This is a genomic window from Mycobacterium uberis (assembly GCF_003408705.1).
In the GTDB taxonomy this organism is placed as follows: Bacteria; Actinomycetota; Actinomycetes; order Mycobacteriales; family Mycobacteriaceae; genus Mycobacterium; species Mycobacterium uberis.
Map to the genome: position 1 here is coordinate 1 of NZ_QAYL01000027.1, position 16,598 is coordinate 16,598.

Consider the following 16,598-nt stretch of genomic DNA (forward strand, 5'->3'; position numbering starts at 1 on the left):
CGACTACCCGACTCCCAACGGCCTGGCAACGTACATGCGGGCCGAACTTGTTGGTCCCGGGCAGCAAGGCGCTCCGACCGCGGCACTCGGGGAAGCCGAAATACGGCGAGTGGTGGCGTCCATTCCGGTCAAGCGTCTTCGGCAGGCGGGAGTGTTGAATTTGTTGCTCGGGTTGGCCAATTACACCAGTGGCAACGGGCAGGTCGCGGTAGGCGAGCAGACCACGGAAAAAGACATTGCGGATATGGACCTCGATGACCTGGTCAACGCCGCATTCACGAACGACGACGATTAAGGCGCAGGCAGTGAGGATCGTGGTCACCGGAGCAACCGGAGTACTTGGCCGTGGCATCGCAGCTAGACTACTCAGTCAGGGCCACGATGTCGTCGGAATAGCCCGTCATCGGTCTGAAAGCTGGCCGAATGCAGCAGATTTCGTTGCAGCAGACATCCGGGATACTACTGCGGTCCGCCGCGCTGTCATGGGCGCGGAGGTCGTCGTGCACTGCGCCTGGGTGCGGTGCCCACAGAACCAGGTCAATATCGAGGGTGCACGTAACATCCTGGACGCGATGGCCAAGACAGGCGTCAGACGCATCGTTTTTGCTTCCTCTGCGCACGTTTACGGTGCGGCAACGGTGCCGGCAACCGAGGACGACGCGATGACGTCGGTCAGTACTGACGGCCTTCACAAGGCCCGTGTCGAGGAAATGCTGGCGGCCTCCGGCGCGCAGTGGGTCGCGATCCGCTCAGCGCTTATCGTCGGCAGGGGCGTCGACAACTGGGTACGCCGGGCACTGGCATCGCTGGCGTTTCCCGACATCGACGCCGACCACACACTACAAGTTATCCATACCGACGACGCGCTTAGGTTGTTCGTTTGCGCGATTTCAGCCACCGAAGTCGCTAGCGGACCAGTTAATCTCGCAGCACCGGGCGAGATTACATTTCGTCGGATCGCCACTAGATTCGGACGCCCGATCGTGCCGCTAGGCTCGTGCTTGGCGATGCTACAACGCCTCAGCTCTTTGGCTGAACTGAAATTCCTGCAGAGCGCGTCATTGATGGATACCTCACGGCTTTGCGATGAATGGGGATTTGTGCCGGCCTGGAACGCCGATGAATGCATCGACGACTTCGCACTCGCCGTCCGTGGCCGGGTTTCGTTGGGTGAGCGGTTGGTGTCAGTGCCCTGGCGACTGGCCAATGTCCAAAACCTGCCTGCTGTCGATGTGCCGTCTGAAGACGGAGTAGTGCCCAGATTTGCTGGCCCAGAAGGAGGTAACGGCGAATTCGACACTCCAATCGACCCGCGTTTCCCTACCTTCCTGGCTACCAATTTATCGGAGGCACTACCCGGCCCGTTCTCACCATCATCGTCATCAGTGACTGTGCGAGGCCTACGCGCCGGCGGTGTGAGCATCGCCGAGCGATTGCGGCCCGGCGGGGCGGTTCAGCGCGAAATCGCCATGCGCACCGTCGCGGTGTTCGCTCACCGATTGTATGGTGGTATCACGTCAGGGTATTTCATGGCCGAAACCGTTCCATTCGCGAAACCCGCAAATATCTTCAGCGACAGTGGATTCTTTGGGCCCAGTATGAGCTCCCTGCCGATCTTTGGTGAGCAGCGACCACCGTCGGAATCTACCCGCGTCCATAGGCTACTGCGTATCCTCCGTAACATTGGAGTGTTCAGCGTCAACCTTGTTGGCTTGAGCGCTGGTTCACCCCGAGACACCCGCTCCTATATAGATGATGTCGATCGTCTGGAATATCTTGCCGGTGTTGATGCCACCCAACTCGACGATCGCCGGCTGCTGAGTCTGATCTTGTTGGCGCGTGACCATGTCGTACACGGCTGGGTGTTGGCGTCGGGATCATTCATGTTGTGCGCCGCGTTCAACGTGTTATTGCGCGGCCTGTGTGGGCGAGAGGCCGTACCACTGGCTGGACCGAAACTGGTCAGCGCGCGTGCGGTGGAGGCGGTGCAACGACTGGTCCGCGCGGCGCGGCTCGACCCGAACGTAACACGTCTGCTGGCTGAACCGGGGGAGCGCCTTGACAAGCTGGCAATCGAGACACCGGAGTTTTATTCGGCCGTGCGAGCCGAACTAGCACTGATCGGGCATCGAGGTCCAGCAGAAGTCGAGATGCTATCAACCAGCTATGCTGACAATCCTGAGCTGCTGGTCAGCATGGTTACCAAAGCGCTGAACGTTACTTTTGCATCGCCGCCCCAACATCTGCGGGTTCAGTGGTGGGCCAGGCCCATTGCGCTACTAGCCGCCCGCCAACTACGTGACCGCGAAGTCCGCCGCGATAGAATGGTGCGTGCCATCTGGCTGCTACGCGGTCTACTGCGTGAGTATGGGCGCCGGTTGACCGACGCCAGTGTTTTCGACACCGCCGACGACGTGTTCTACCTGTTGGTCGACGAGCTCGATGAACTTGACCGACTCCCGGCGGACGTTTCGGGACTGGTAGCCCGACGCCGAGCCGAACAACAAAGGTTGGCAGCCATCGTTCCGCCGACAGTCTTCAGCGGCAGTTGGCAGCCGGCGACTACGTCTTCAATGGCACTGGGCACCGGAGACACTCTGCGCGGTGTCGGAGTTTGCGGCGGACAGGTCCGCGGCCGGGTGCGGATTGTGCAGCCCGACACCATCGACGATCTGCAACCCGGCGAGGTTCTTGTCGCGGAGGTCACCGATGTCGGCTATACTGCGGCCTTTTGCTACGCCGCAGCTGTAGTAACTGAGCTCGGTGGTCCAATGTCACACGCTGCTGTGGTGGCCCGCGAGTTCGGGTTCCCGTGCGTGGTTGATGTCCAGGGTGCCACTCATCGTCTCCCACCCGGTGCGCTTGTCGAAGTCGACGGCAGCGTGGGGGAGGTCCACATACTCGACATAGCTGCTGAAGACATTTTGTCACTTCCGGCCAGTGATCAGGGTTGGCGGGTCAACCGCCCATGAACATCGCGGTGTTGCCGAGTGGGGGAGTAGTTCACGCAGAACAGTCCGGATTCATTTGGTGCGGCAACGCTAGTCATAGGATGATTTCGTCGTGGCGCCGCCCCGACCTGCAAATTCGTTCCGTTGAAGTCGATCCGACCGGCTTTCCCGTCGCTGTCGGTTGTTTCGGGGGGCTGCGGATCCGATCAAGCCTATTGTGTGCCGCTCATCGTGGACAACAACCCCGAAGGGCCGGTTATTTGCCAGGTTTCTCAAGATATTGCCAATGAACGAAGCGGCGATCGATCAAGTTGCTCGTCGACACAGAACCGGCTGCGCATAAACGTATTAACACTTCCTACCCAGGCTACCCGGAGCGATCGGCCTGCATCCAGTTGCGAGCTATTGGCTGTATTCGATATCTATTGCACCGGGTTCGGTGTGTTGCTCACAGCAGTCACCGATTGCCACCGTAAGCTACAGGCCAGAAACGAGGTGCAACGACACTGGCGGTGCTCTAGCCGCACTAAGGTCTTCGGCGGCGACTAGCCCGCTTATACCCCCACCGACCGTACCGTCATGGTGTTCCACCACAGGTGCCGCGTTGAGCTTGATTTGCACTCACACCGGCGGATGGCATAGGAAGACTGCTTATTGGCACACTGGCCCCCATGTACCCATCGTGGTGATAAGCATCTCCGGATCAAGCAAGTGGATGGTCGGCGTGATGTTCGCGCAACGGATGCGGGGGCCTTTCCTGGACGCTGTAATACCCTGCGCCCGCCAGCCAACATCGCCAAAAGATAACCGCCGGCGAACCGCTCAACGACGACGATCGCTGTCCCTGACTGAAGGAGGATCGGTGAATGGCTGGCCAGCCGTTGCGACGACGTAGTAGTGAGTTGTTCGGCGCTCAAACGCACGTATTGCGGCCACCTGCGTACGCACTGCCCGCATATGAATCCTTTCCTGGCAGGCTCGGCGTGGAGGACTCCTTAAGCAGCGTAAAGATGTACGAAGACGTGGTTACGTTAATGGCCATGTTGCACTTCGTCTTCTTCGGTTACGTCATTATCGGCAGCTCCGTCACGGTGCACTGGTGGCGCACGATCTGGCTGTACGTGCCGGTAGTGATTGGGGGCATCGGCATCGCCACCAATTACGTTGACTTCCTGTTGATTTGGTTGGAGCGTTGGGCTCGGGTGGGGGTTACAATGGCGCTGCGCTACCGCAGGACGGATTCATTGCCCACTACATAACCGGGGTGATCCATCCGGTGAGTTAGCTGAACCGCGTGCAGATCGGCATCTTCGTGGTGGTCGCAATCTCCTAGGCGGTGTTTCGTCTCGATATTCAGAAGGCTCCGGCACAGCAGACCAAGTCGCTAGCTATAAGCCAATTGGCGATTATAAACGGTAATTTTGACGAGCACTGCTGACTCGTTAACCAAAACGGTCTAGCACAGTGTAGACTGGCTAACTTCGGTGCCGGTGGTCCAGCACCGTTGAAGACACCGCTTCCGAGATCCGCTCGACTGCCTGGCGGTCACGCCAACTTGCGGTATCAGTGGACGCGATCATCAATCTGCTCAAAAGGCTAAAGTCGGCCAGAAACTCCCTGCGCTGCTGCGCTTTCCGCGTTGGGTCGGATTTATTCCAGAACGTATGCACTCCCAGGTTGGCCGGTAACGCGATGCATGCCAGCGCGGCAGAGGCGAGCCGGGGCAGCTGGCCGATGGTAAGCAGCAGGCCGCCTTCGATTCTGAACAGCCGCATTGATTTGCGCGAACGTCTTGACGTCTCCGGGAACACTGATGCCAACGTAATCCGGCACTGTAAAATAAATGTTTCATGGCGATTTCCACGGTGGCTTGCATTGTCGACTTGGGGTTGAATAGCGATTCGATGTCATGGCCGATGAACACCGCCGACAACAAAGGCCGCGCAAATTTGCGGGTCAACATGGTCGGTGGGTTAGCCGGCTGACCGGTAAGCAAACCGCGCGCTATGTCGTCGCATTCAGTAACGACAATTTGTTGCGACGGTGGATAAGGTGGACTGGGTGCTAGCCGTTGATCACTGTTGACGTGCAGAACGATTTCTACACGAGTGACTCGGTGCCACTGGTCAGCGCGGATACGCTATCCGACGCGATCAGCGCTTACCTTGCCCGACATCCCAGCTATCAGCACATCGTGGCCACTAAGGATTAGCCACTTCAACCCTAGGAACATTTCTTTGACACAAAGGACTATGTGTCGTCCTGACCACCGCACTGCATGGTGGGCAACGTCGGCGCCGATTTTCACCCTGATCTCGGCACGAGCCTGGTAGAAGCGGTCTTCCGCAAGGGCGCTGACAGTGGTTTTGAGGGCGTCGACGAGACGGAGGGCACCGCTGCTAGAATGAGTTGCTGTTGCACGCAGATTGACGTGGATGGCGTCACCACCAAATTTTTTGCGTGTGCAAAACCACTCAAGATACAGCTAGGGCGAGCTTTGCGACATGGGTATTGCTAGGCCTGTCGGTGGGGTTCCGTGAGTCGTTGACCATGGAGACGCTCGACGAGATGTGCACTACTTGCGTGACCGTGGTCTTGAGCTCTTGATAGCGGCACCGAACCGCAACGAATTCCTGGCCGTGGTGGAACAGTATCCGTAGGCGGCTCCCTCGTATGATCGTGCTGGCTGGGCCTGGACGTATTCACCAGCGATGGCCGAATCCAAGATCCTGTGCGTGTGAGCTCGTAGCCGCATTTAAGACACGAGTATGCCAGTCATTTTTATCGTGCCACTCCATATCATATTCCATCGATATTCCATCGCGATTTGGATATCGTTGTTGGCCTGGTCGTCGTGCGCGATCTTGAACTTGAGATGACGACGTCTTAGGCCATGACGATGTACGTTCTTGCACTGCTACCCTCACGAGGGTAACGGCGAGTAGCGGATTACTGTGCGGCGGTTCTACTGGGAGCTGCCGGCGACGATGCTGTGGTTCTTGCTAGCAGTCTCGCTCACGTTGCAACTGTCCCGAGGGGGTAGTGGACAACTAGAGGTTGGGCGGTACCACAGGGGGCCATGAGGGGCTTTCGCAGGGCCGGCACACGCCACAAGAAGCTAGGTGGTGACCTTCTTGCACTCGGCTACATAACATGACAAGTCTGCAACCGGTGATAAGTCGTAACATACTGTCGCAATACCTTTGGGTGACAACTATCCCCTTAACGTTGTTGAACTCGTCGAGCAGCTTAACAGGGCTAGCTGAACCAAGATGAACAGCGCGGGATCTGCTGTTGAGATCTCGCTGGCCGTTCACGAGCCTGGCATAATGTTCGCCGACGTTTCCCGGTAAGGTAATGAGATCAAGCGGATTCGATATTTTCCGGGCTGACACAGTTTGTTTGAGTGGCACAACCATCAGCGCCAGTGCCACGGCTGACGGCGACAAGTAACCGCCCAGAAAAACGATATCGAATTTTCTAAGTGTCTTGTTAGTAGGACTCATCGGCGTGCTGCGCACCGGTAAGCCAGTGTAATCAAACTATAGTGGAGTTCGTGAGTACCGCGCGTGTTGACCTGGTCTGTGAAGGCGGTGGGGTCCGGGGGATTGGCCTGGTCGGAGCGGTGGACGCACTGGCTGCGGCCGGCTACCGCTTTCCCCGTGTGGCGGGGACCAGCGCGGGCGCAGTTGTTGCGTCGATGATCGCCGCCCTGCAGACCTCTGGTGAACCGCTGGCTCGGCTTGCGGAAGTGATGCGCGCTATAGACTATCGGAAATTCCTTGACCGCAATCTGATTGGGCGAGTTCCTATAATCGGAGGCGGGCTGTCGCTGCTGGTGTCAGGTGCGATCTACCAGGGAGCCTACCTCGAAGAACTGCTCACCGGCTTGCTCGGTGACTTGGGCGTGCATACCTTCGGTGACTTGCGCACCGGCGAAGAGCACGAACAATTTGCTTGGTCACTGGTTGTGACTGCTAGTGACTTGTCGCGACGTCGATTGGTTCGTATCCCGTGGGACCTCGACTCCTACGGCATCGACCCGGACGAGTTTTCGGTGGCACGGGCAGTGTACGCCTCGTCGGCGATTCCGTATGTGTTCAGACCGGTTCGAGTAGGTGGCGCGACCTGGGTCGACGGTGGATTGTTGTCAACTTTTCCGGTTGAGTTATTTGACCGGTCAGATGGTGATGCACGATGGCCGACATTCGGGATTCGGCTGTCGGCGCGTCCCGGCATTCCGCCTACCTATTCGGTACATGGACCGGTGTCTTTGGGAATCGCTGCGATAGAGACCCTGGTGAGTAACCAAGATAACGCATATACTGATGATCCATGTACCGTGCGACGCACAATCTTCGTGCCCACAGACGAGGTGAGTTCGATCGACTTCGAAGTCACTGCCGAACAGCGAGAAGCACTCTACCAACGTGGACTGCAGGCTGGTCAACAGTTTTTGGAGAGGTGGAATTACGCAGACTATCTGACGGCCTGTGGCGGCCCAGTTACGCAGTCGGCTGACCTGTACACAAGTCCCCCCAAAGACTAGCGGCGGTTCTGTGCGGAGCGCTGTCTCGACACAAAAATGCTTGCTTGCAAGGTTTCCTAGTATTGCCGGGTGGCTGGTCACTGTGGGACTCGCGTGCTTGCTGGGACTCGACATAGGTACCGCGCTGACCGGGGCCTGACCGTCGAAGAGGTCGCGACTGGCTATATCGGCGTTGTGATCCGAATCGGATATAGTCACGTCGACCTCGAAGGTCGGCATGGGTACGCCTATGGCTTTCTGTTGGAGGGCCGGAAAGCGTTTAGCGCGCTCACGCCAGTCAGATATATGTGGAGGGTCACCAAGACGCCGAACTCATCACATACACGTAAGTGTAGGGCGATGCTCTTCGGATCGAAGGCATTATTGTTGAATATCTCGGTGGCGTAGACGACCTAGTCAGTGTCGTGGCAGGATTCTGGCCCGGTTCGGGTCGCCGGTTTGATGGTCTCGTCGACCATCTAGTGGAGGGGTCGAAGGAAGCGTGGATCGTCGATGCGGTACACCGGAGACCAGGCGGCCCTGGCACCTTGATCGTCGGTCGCCTATATGTCAACATCTAGCAGGCTGTGAAGCCGCAGCGACTAGGCCTGGTGGCCTAGTCCAACGTGCCGTCACATATTGAATGGAAGCACGGCACGTGTCAGGACCTGGGCTGGCCGCACCATGACCAGGCAGACATCGCCAGCGCTTAGCGACAGATTCGTTCATGCGTGCGTGATTGGAACGATCTGGAGCCGGCACTGATCAGCCGGGTTAAAGAGCTTATCAACCTTGTTACACAGCCGATCTAACAGCCGGCTAAGAGGCTTCCCTAAGCATCACGATCGGGTTATCGGATTGTGTTGTAGGCACAAGCTGAAGGGCCTCTATCTGCGTGGTTGAGGACTAAAACCTCACGACGATGAATAGGTCAACTTATATCCTTGCTCATGGTGGAAAAGAACTAAATATTTGCTACTGTGACATGTCACAGCATTGTTGTTCTCGATCTTCATGATGGTAATGCACTACCTTAATAGTAACACTGTTTAGGTTTTCGATTTAGTTACCATGCTTCGGCTGCTGCACGTGACTGTGTCCGACGGCATGATTCCCACCTCGAACTAGCAATACCACGACATTTCCGCGACATAGGCTGAACTTATTGCTGTCCGCTATGTCGATAACGACGCATGGTAGGTACATCCCGACGTCGACGCTCTCACACTGTTACAAAACTCCCGATTCCTCGGGTAGCAGGATGTTTAATTCCTATTAGCTCAAAAGACAAAGAAAAACAAGCATAAAGTTAGTTATCACCGCTGCGGTGGCAATGAAGCAGAACTGTCTGGTGGCGGCCAACACTTTAAGTTAAGCCAAAGTTGTGATCGCTTTTGCCTAGGCATTATGTGGCTGACCTGGGTGATTGATACCGCAGCTGTATGATTGGCGCATATCCTATTGTTGGGTGCCAGACCTGTGTGCATTCATGTATCGAGTTGCGCTGGCGTCAACACCTGCTTGTTCGAGTGTCTGACGCATGCTTCTAACTGGGTGTGGGGGTCGGGGTCGACAGAAGTCGCATGGTAGACATCGTGTGACATTATGCCACCTAACACATTCGTATACGCCTGCCTGGAGTAGCGTGTGACAGTACGAACGCCACCGCAGCTTCTCTCATTGGAAATCCTCAGCTGCCCTTCTGGAAGGGCCGGCACGCATCTAACGGCTCGGTATTTGCCACGTCGACCTCCATCCGCGACGCCGCAATCCAGCCATATCTTGGCCGTGAGTATTCCGGCATTGCCGGAAGGACACATCGCCGACATATTCATCGCGGGGCGATAGAAACTGTATTCTTGCATCAGCAGCGACACCGGAGTGTAGGGCATCAGAGCGAAGTAGTCATGGACTCGCCGCTGCCCACCATCCTCGTAGTAGAAGAGACACCATGTCTCGCGCTCAGACACGACAACCGCCTGCACCACGCCCACCTGTCGGCCCGGATTTCCATCCGCGCTCCAACGCTAATCCTAGCCAACCACACGTCCTCGTGACGGTTCTGCCCCATATCCTTCGAGCAAGGTGGCGGCTGGTTTACCGCTCAACACACCTTCTCACAGATATTTTATGCCTCAGCCATGCCCGGTTACTGCTCCAATCCCGGTCATCGCCATAGCCGGCGCACGCATGCTCTGTTTCCCTTCGCGTTGCTGTTTTGTCATCTTGTGAAGATCCAAATAACACCCCACGTTGGCTACACTGCCCAATTTCGCTCGGCTCACGCACAAGAAGGACACCTAAATGAGGAGTGAAGAAGACCTGCGGTACCGCTGTCAGATCTGATTCAAAACTGCCTACGAGGCTGGTTAGTGCTACTGCGATGCACTAACTTGGCCAAAAGAAACAATGCCTTATACAATAGGAAGAATCAAGTTTGGAGACGGTGCGCAGCGTCATGATCCAGTCGACTGCCGACAACGAACATTGCCACCATGACCTTGTCGCGCAGCAGTATCAGCGGTTTGTCGACCACAGCCTCAACATGACCTGCGTGCACGAGAACGGCCGGGTGACCTATCTCAATCCGGCTGGGGTTAAGTGGATGGCCGCAGAGTCGCCCGAGCAGATCATCGGCCACCCGCTCACCGAGTTCGTCCACCCCGATTCCGTTCCGGCAATGATGTCCCGCATTGCGACCCTGCGCGAGGTTGGCGACGCGTCTCAGCCATCGGAGGCGGTGCTACTGCGCCTTGACGGCACTACGCTTGACGTTGAAGCGGTATCAGTGCTCGTTATATGGGAAGGAAAACCTGCCTACCAGGTCATCTTTCGAGACTTGACTACCCAGAAAGCCGCGGAAGAAACGCTGCGCTTCCAAGCGGCTTTGGTAAACCATGTCAGTGACGCCATCATCGCCACCACGTCGACCGGCATTGTAACCAGTTGGAACCCGGCCGCGGAGGCCATTTACCGTCGCTCCGCAGCAGACGCCCTAGGCATGTCGATTGGTGAAGCTGTTGGCGCACCGCTAGATCCGCCCGCCATTATAGCTGAGGGTGGGGTGCTATGCACTACCCAATACGCCTCGGATGGCTTGGCGCTGGCCGTGCGGGTATCTGCCGCTGCGATGGATAGCGGCTTCGTGCTGGTGTGCAGCGATCACACCGCATTGCTCCGCGTCGAGCGCCGCTTCCAAACTGTCGTTGCGTCATTGGAGGAAGGAGTCATCGTTCTGGGCGGCGACGGCTACGTCGAATCAGTGAATCCTGCAGCCCTGCGCATCCTTGGCGTCAGTGATCGAAGCGTTCTTGACGACCCCGTCCGACGCGCAGCAATGCTTCCGCTGTATGATGCCGAAGGCCAACCGATTGACAGCAATCGGGGGCCTGTCCGCGAGTTCTTGCGGACCGGTACACCCCAAACTGGCTTCATCGTCGGTATCAATCGTCCCAGCGACGGGACACGAATTTGGTTGTCGGCCAATAGCATACCGCTCAATCCCGTAGATCCCGAAGACGCGGCTTTGCTGATTTCCTTCACCGACGTCACAGCAGACCGTCAAGCCAGCCAATACCTAGCCCATCAAGCGGCCCACGACACGCTGACCGGACTGCCTAACCGGGCATCTATTCTTGCCCGCATCGATAAACAGCGTCGCTGTGGCACCCCTGACCAGTTGCTGGCAGCGGTGCTATTTATTGACCTGGATAATTTCAAGGCTATCAACGATTCACTGGGGCACGACATCGGCGACGTGGTGCTGCAGACTGCGGCGCAACGGTTACGGGCGGGACTGCGGCCGCGTGACGTGGTGGGTCGATTCGGAGGTGACGAGTTCGTCGCTCTGATCCTGGGGACGATCACCCATGCTGAATTGAGCAAAGTCGCAAATAGGATGCACGCAGCACTATCTGAATCAACCTGTGTCGCTGATGCCGTGCTCCATCTCCGCGCAAGTATCGGCATCGTTGTGATCGAAGGCGACGACCCGCGCGACATAGGTCAGATCCTACGCGACGCCGACACAGCGATGTATCGAGCGAAGCTCTCTGGTGAAGGGACCAGCTACTACACCGACGTGCTTCGTCAGTGACCTAGCTGAACGGCATCCGAAGACCGGCACTGTTGTTTGCAAGTTCCGAAGCCATTTTTCTGGGCTTGGTTAATTATGATCGACTATCGCACCGTGGTGTCGCAAATAGGGGCGAGGCTCTGGGAGTGGGGCGGAGCTTCCTGCAAAAGCAAATAGATGAGGAGAGTAAAGGGTGGTCGACTGCAGCCCGTCCGTACCGACTAACCAGGATGGGCTGCTTAAGCTTTCACCTAACGCAAACCATTCATTAAGCACGACAGATGCAGCGTTGGATTCCGTGCTTAGCTATCTAGTAGTGGCCCTGTTGGACGGCGCTTGAATCGGTCTATTGCTAAGAAACACAGGTACTTTCATCAATTCTGGTAATGCCGTCCTGCTAGTCGCATTGCTCTGCAACCGAGCAAAAACTCTCCGGTTTGACGGTGTACAAATATAAAGAAATAGGGTGTATTTGTTGGTGTACATGGCTTTTACGCCCGGCGAACTGACCTCGCCATGAATCGCACCCTGATGATAACGTGTCCATATGGAAGCGGAACATGTAGCATGAAAGCCGGGTTAATTCCTCAACCATGTCTGTGACCGCCCGGAGCCTGGCTGACTATCAACTCAACGCGTTGTATCAATAACCCTCTTTTTGTAGTGTGACCACAAGTAAATTCGTCATAGTGACGTATCTCTATGGGTAACTTTAATAAGGCGCCAAAGAAGGCGGATGAGCGGCTGATTGCCGGCTATAAGCTAGCGTACTGGGACATTCTCAAGGTTTCACGTAACATCTGAACCATTTATTAAGTGATTAAACTGTATAACAACCTCACCGTATTGATAACCGACACGAACAGTCCATTCGAAGAGTGGGTACCTGAAATCGGCGATGTAACATGCTCAAACTGACTAATCATCAATGTTGGCAAACTCTTTCAGTCGATACAACTTACATTTCTCCTCTACCGATAACCTATATTATGTCAGGTAACCTACTCTGCTTTCACCTTGACCAGGTCAATGGCTCGGAGTTCTCGATAAAGGACGGACATCTAGGCTTGTGGATTAGCAACGGCGACTAGTGACCTGGAACGGTGCCCAAAATCATTACATCTGCGGGCATGTTCTGCACACTGCTCAGGAACAGACTACGCTCGTCTGGCCTGAGCCGTTCACCGAACAGAACAAGGTCGATCTTCGGTTTGTTTTGGTTCCCAGCGGCACTGACTCTCACATCTTCCACTTCTATTTGTGGAGATCGAAGCAGAACAGGACGTTTAAGAACCTGAGCCCCTCCTGCAAGGAACTCTTTGTACCATGCATCTCCCACACGGCTAGACCAACTGAGCAGCACCATCGGAGCGCAGTCATTATGACTCGTTCAATGCGATCTGCACTAAGAGACCGGGCGCATCTCTAAATACCACAGGCATTGCAATTCAAGATCTGCATACTTCGCAAACAACATCTGCAGCACCAATACACTCACCAAATCCCCATCCGCAGCATATTCATGAGCCTAAAAGTGTTGCCGAACAGCTAACGTTACCATTTGTCACCTTACAACACCGACACAATCTAGAGTCACCGCGCCCGTATCTGAATTCCGCTGTACTTTTACCTCGTGGAGGTCGAGTTCGCATGAAGTTACGTGTCGATAGTCAGCAGCCACCTGTGCTAGGAAAAGCTGTGATGTCACCACCAGCTTTAGCTTGCTCTTAAGTCGGGGTGCCGGATGGCAGGAGTGGACGTGAACATGAGAAACGATCGACCCGGCCTACCTGACCGCCCCAGGTTAGGAATGCAGCTGACACGCCACAAACCATTTCCGATTTCCCGTGGACCACGCGTCGAAGGCACAGGCCCGACGATGCTGGCACGCAATCTACGCACCGCATTATCGAGTATACGCGGTTTCCATTTCGGAGTCATTAGATCGCTAGTTATAGCAGCTATCACAACAGTCAGCTCAGTCAAACCCGTTCTCAAAAAGTCGGGTTGATCCAGATCGCTTTGATCCAACTTCTTACTTAAGGATTTTGCTGCAACGCGTAAGACAAGTACATGCTCACACAAGCCCATCCGCGCGCATCATTGTTGGATAACGTATGTATAAACTACCTGGCGAGATCTTGATTACCTGGTTGGTTGCCAGAACATGGGCGTCGGAAAAGTCGTCCCCATGCAGAGCCTAGAGCACCTGCTGACCAGGTTCACATCTCAAATCGCGTCAAGTGAAGCTTGTTCGTTGGGCTGCGTATAGACGATCCATTTGTTCTGCGGCTTAACGACTTCACCGCCGGCCGAATTGGCCCTCTAGTGCTTTCTTCAGCTTTGTCAGCGTCCAGACCGTTATTTCGAACACCGGTCGGTCGATATATTAGGCTGTGTTAGCAACTCCGTTATGGCGGTCACTTCGTTCCTGGTGAACGTAAATATCGTCGCTGTAATATCCGCCACGACAACATCGTAAACTCATGAGACACGCGGGTAAGCATTTGCCAGTATGCGATCGCCGAAAATTCACTCGGGGATCTTGGCGAGCAGTTAAAGTGCCTTGTGACATAAACTGCATACGCTTGAGTACTAGTGCCCTGTTGATACAGTTCGGCGAGTGGCCTCACCTGAGCATTGTGAGTGCACTGCATGCACGCAGAAAACCGAGATAAGTCAGCGCCTTGTCTGGTGTTGTCACGTGACGCTGCGATCCCCCAGCTTCGATGTATACTTCCTGCTCCAGGCGCTGCGACGCAAGTGAAGGGTTATCGTCAAAAGCTACTATGCTTCACTGAGTTTGGCATAGATCAACGGAATCTCCAAAGCTATGGCTTTGCAAGGTCGACGTGATCGCCATGTTGTCGGTGTTGTTGGCAATGATGCCCTTACCAGTGGAGTGGCTTGGGAGGGCCTGAACAATCTAGGTGGCTCCGGTAGCCCGGCTATCATTGTGCTCAACGATAATGGCCGTTCCTATGACCTCGTGACCGGTGCTGTTGCTACTTATCTACGAGGAGTTCCGCCGTAGCGTTAGCACCGGACCTAATCTATTAGAGGTTTTGAGTTTTCCTATATCAACCCAATAGAAGGACACGACATCGAGTTGACCTGTTCAGCGTTGCAGTGAACAGCCGCGCTAATTAGACCGGTAGTTGTCCATGTTGTTACTGCCAAGGTGTGCGGATATCCGCCGGCCGAGGCCGATGAAGATGACCGCATGCATACCTGCGACGTGATCAACATAGCGGCCAGCCGTCCGACCAAAACCAGTCCGCTAGGCTGAATCGACATTTTCGAGCAAGATGTTGTCGGCATGACCGCGACGATGCCCTTGCCAGTAAGCGTTAGCATTCTATTATATAAATATCGCGATCAGCTATTCGACTCACGTATTGCCAGTATTGCCGCACAATACTTATTAGCCTGTGGCACAGGTCTGGCGAACGAGGGGGCGCATTCGGTAGTTGCACTGTATTACAATTGAGTGCTCCATGAGGGTGAGTCGCCCACTGACCTGAAATACGGTGAAGACCTGGACGAGGTCGTTAGCGAGTTGTTTCACGCTATAGGCACTCATCGGCTTCTGGCCCGACTTGCCGTGTCCGCGGGATCGTAACGAATCACCCGGACGGTTCCGGCCTAGCGCCGCAACAAGTAATCGATTTAGTGCGTCCACGACGTTTGACTTACACAAAGCCCATGTAAGAAAACGGCGGTGTGACCAGCGTATCGGAAGCCACGGTTGTGCACGCTGAGCTGCACACCATCGCACGTTGTGAGCTCTAATTTATCTTGACGCTAATCGCGCTCGATTAGACTGCGACCAGCTGGCCAATGCTTGCCGATGACTGAAGGCTGGTCATGCAAAGTAGCAGTAGCGCAACACTTCTCACACATGTGACCCCTGGTTCAGATGTACTGGATCGTTAGTAACACTGCTGGTATCGACGGTGGTGGCAACGGTCCACGTGTGCGCCGTACGGCACTCCTTTTCCCGAAATCTCGCGATGATCGCGGTTATCCGTCAATGGTCGCGTGGGTTGACTCGTCGGGATCAGTCAGATAGCTCAATGACCTGTTACCCAGTGTCGAAGGCGTCTAGACCATCATGCGATTCAGCACGGTTGGTGGCCCTCAAGTTCGGGGACAACCATGTGTGCAAGCTTCTTCACCAAGCAGGCGATTTCGGAAACCGAGTGGTGACTGACGAGACCACCAAAGGTCGCAAGCCAGGTCAGACTCGATGGGATCCACGAACATGAGGCCTTTTCGAGCTCAAGGTGTGCTGTGTACATCCTGGTTAATCGTGTCTGGATTGCTTCAGCCTCTTTTCCGGTTACTGTGCCGAATAGCAATTTTGGAGGAAGGCCAGCGTTGTGGGGGCTACTCTGACGGATATGTCCATCAAGTCCACCATGCTCGCCCTCGGCACTCCAGCACCCTCGTTTATGCTGCTCGAGCCGGCGTCCGGCACTATGATCAGCCTTGACGAGCTCACGGGTCCAGCGCTTGTCGTCACGTTTCTCTGTAACCATTGCCCATACGTCCAGCACGTCGCGGCCGGACTCGCCACACTCGGTCGGGACCTTGCCGAGCAAGGTGCCGCGATGGTCGGTATATCCAGCAATGACGTGATTGCTTACCCGCAGGACGGACCCGATCAGATGGTCCTGGAGGCCGATCACCACGGCTGGACGTTTCCGTATCTCTTCGACGAGACCCAGGACGTGGCTCGCGCCTTTTCCGCGGCCTGTACGCCTGATACGTTCGTCTTCGATGGCGAACGTCGGCTTGTCTATCGGGGTCAGCTCGACGATTCCCGCCCGGGAAACGACCTCCCGGTGACAGCAGCCGATGTCCGGGCGGCGGTCGATGCTGTGCTCGTCGGGCGGCCGGTGAACCCCGACCAGCGGCCGTCGATAGGGTGTGGTATCAAATGGCGTTGAGCAGGCACCCTGGTTAGGTGTCGGCGCCGAATAGGTTTGTGCGACGGTCTCTTTGCCTGTCGCTTTCACCCCAGCCCCCTCGCGTGGTAACC

The 16,598-nt window shown here is 55.8% G+C and carries 9 protein-coding genes and 2 pseudogenes; 10 read left to right on the forward strand and 1 reads right to left on the reverse strand.

Translation table 11 applies throughout. From position 1 onward, the window contains the following. From MUBE_RS12980 to MUBE_RS12995, 3 genes and pseudogenes are all read left to right on the forward strand, one after another. A pseudogene (locus tag MUBE_RS12980) lies at positions 1–295 on the forward strand (hypothetical protein); the annotation flags it as partial. A 10-nt stretch (positions 296–305) separates the two neighbouring features. Next, positions 306–2,972 (forward strand): sugar epimerase family protein, encoded by a 2,667-nt coding sequence (locus MUBE_RS12985; RefSeq protein ID WP_116540853.1) that lies wholly within the window; start codon positions 306–308, stop codon positions 2,970–2,972. Positions 2,973–3,817: 845 nt separating this feature from the next. Beyond that, positions 3,818–4,210 carry a hypothetical protein gene (locus MUBE_RS12995; RefSeq protein WP_116540855.1) on the forward strand — a complete coding sequence of 131 codons (393 nt, stop codon included), beginning with the start codon at positions 3,818–3,820 and terminating at the stop codon, positions 4,208–4,210. 216 nt (positions 4,211–4,426) lie between these two features. On the opposite strand, the gene MUBE_RS13000 is transcribed toward MUBE_RS12995, so the two are convergent. After that, positions 4,427–4,726, reverse strand: a complete 300-nt coding sequence (locus MUBE_RS13000) for a DoxX family protein (protein ID WP_116540856.1) — start codon at positions 4,724–4,726, stop codon at positions 4,427–4,429. A gap of 75 nt (positions 4,727–4,801) precedes the next feature. Here MUBE_RS13000 and MUBE_RS19155 point away from each other — a divergent pair, with 75 nt between their 5' ends. The 7 genes and pseudogenes from MUBE_RS19155 (at position 4,802) to MUBE_RS13045 (ending at position 16,506) form a co-directional block, all read left to right on the forward strand. Further along, positions 4,802–4,936: a hypothetical protein gene (locus tag MUBE_RS19155; protein WP_279386741.1), complete on the forward strand. Its 135-nt coding sequence runs from the start codon at positions 4,802–4,804 to the stop codon at positions 4,934–4,936. A gap of 86 nt (positions 4,937–5,022) precedes the next feature. Beyond that, positions 5,023–5,163, forward strand: a complete 141-nt coding sequence (locus tag MUBE_RS16075) for a cysteine hydrolase family protein (protein WP_165849864.1) — start codon at positions 5,023–5,025, stop codon at positions 5,161–5,163. Positions 5,164–6,498: 1,335 nt separating this feature from the next. Beyond that, positions 6,499–7,500, forward strand: coding sequence for a patatin-like phospholipase family protein (locus MUBE_RS13015; RefSeq protein WP_116540858.1), 1,002 nt, complete (start codon positions 6,499–6,501; stop codon positions 7,498–7,500). A 69-nt stretch (positions 7,501–7,569) separates the two neighbouring features. Then, positions 7,570–8,291 (forward strand): annotated as a pseudogene (locus MUBE_RS13020) (DUF3097 family protein). A 1,634-nt stretch (positions 8,292–9,925) separates the two neighbouring features. After that, positions 9,926–11,575: a diguanylate cyclase gene (locus MUBE_RS13030; RefSeq protein ID WP_243633054.1), complete on the forward strand. Its 1,650-nt coding sequence runs from the start codon at positions 9,926–9,928 to the stop codon at positions 11,573–11,575. A gap of 2,800 nt (positions 11,576–14,375) precedes the next feature. Beyond that, a complete protein-coding gene (locus MUBE_RS18450) occupies positions 14,376–14,588 on the forward strand; it encodes a 1-deoxy-D-xylulose-5-phosphate synthase N-terminal domain-containing protein (RefSeq protein WP_279386740.1) in 213 nt (70 codons plus the stop codon). A 1,369-nt stretch (positions 14,589–15,957) separates the two neighbouring features. Then, the gene (locus MUBE_RS13045; RefSeq protein ID WP_116540909.1) at positions 15,958–16,506 is read left to right on the forward strand and encodes a thioredoxin family protein; all 549 of its coding nucleotides are present in this window, start codon (positions 15,958–15,960) and stop codon (positions 16,504–16,506) included. The last annotated feature ends 92 nt before the right edge of the window (positions 16,507–16,598 follow it).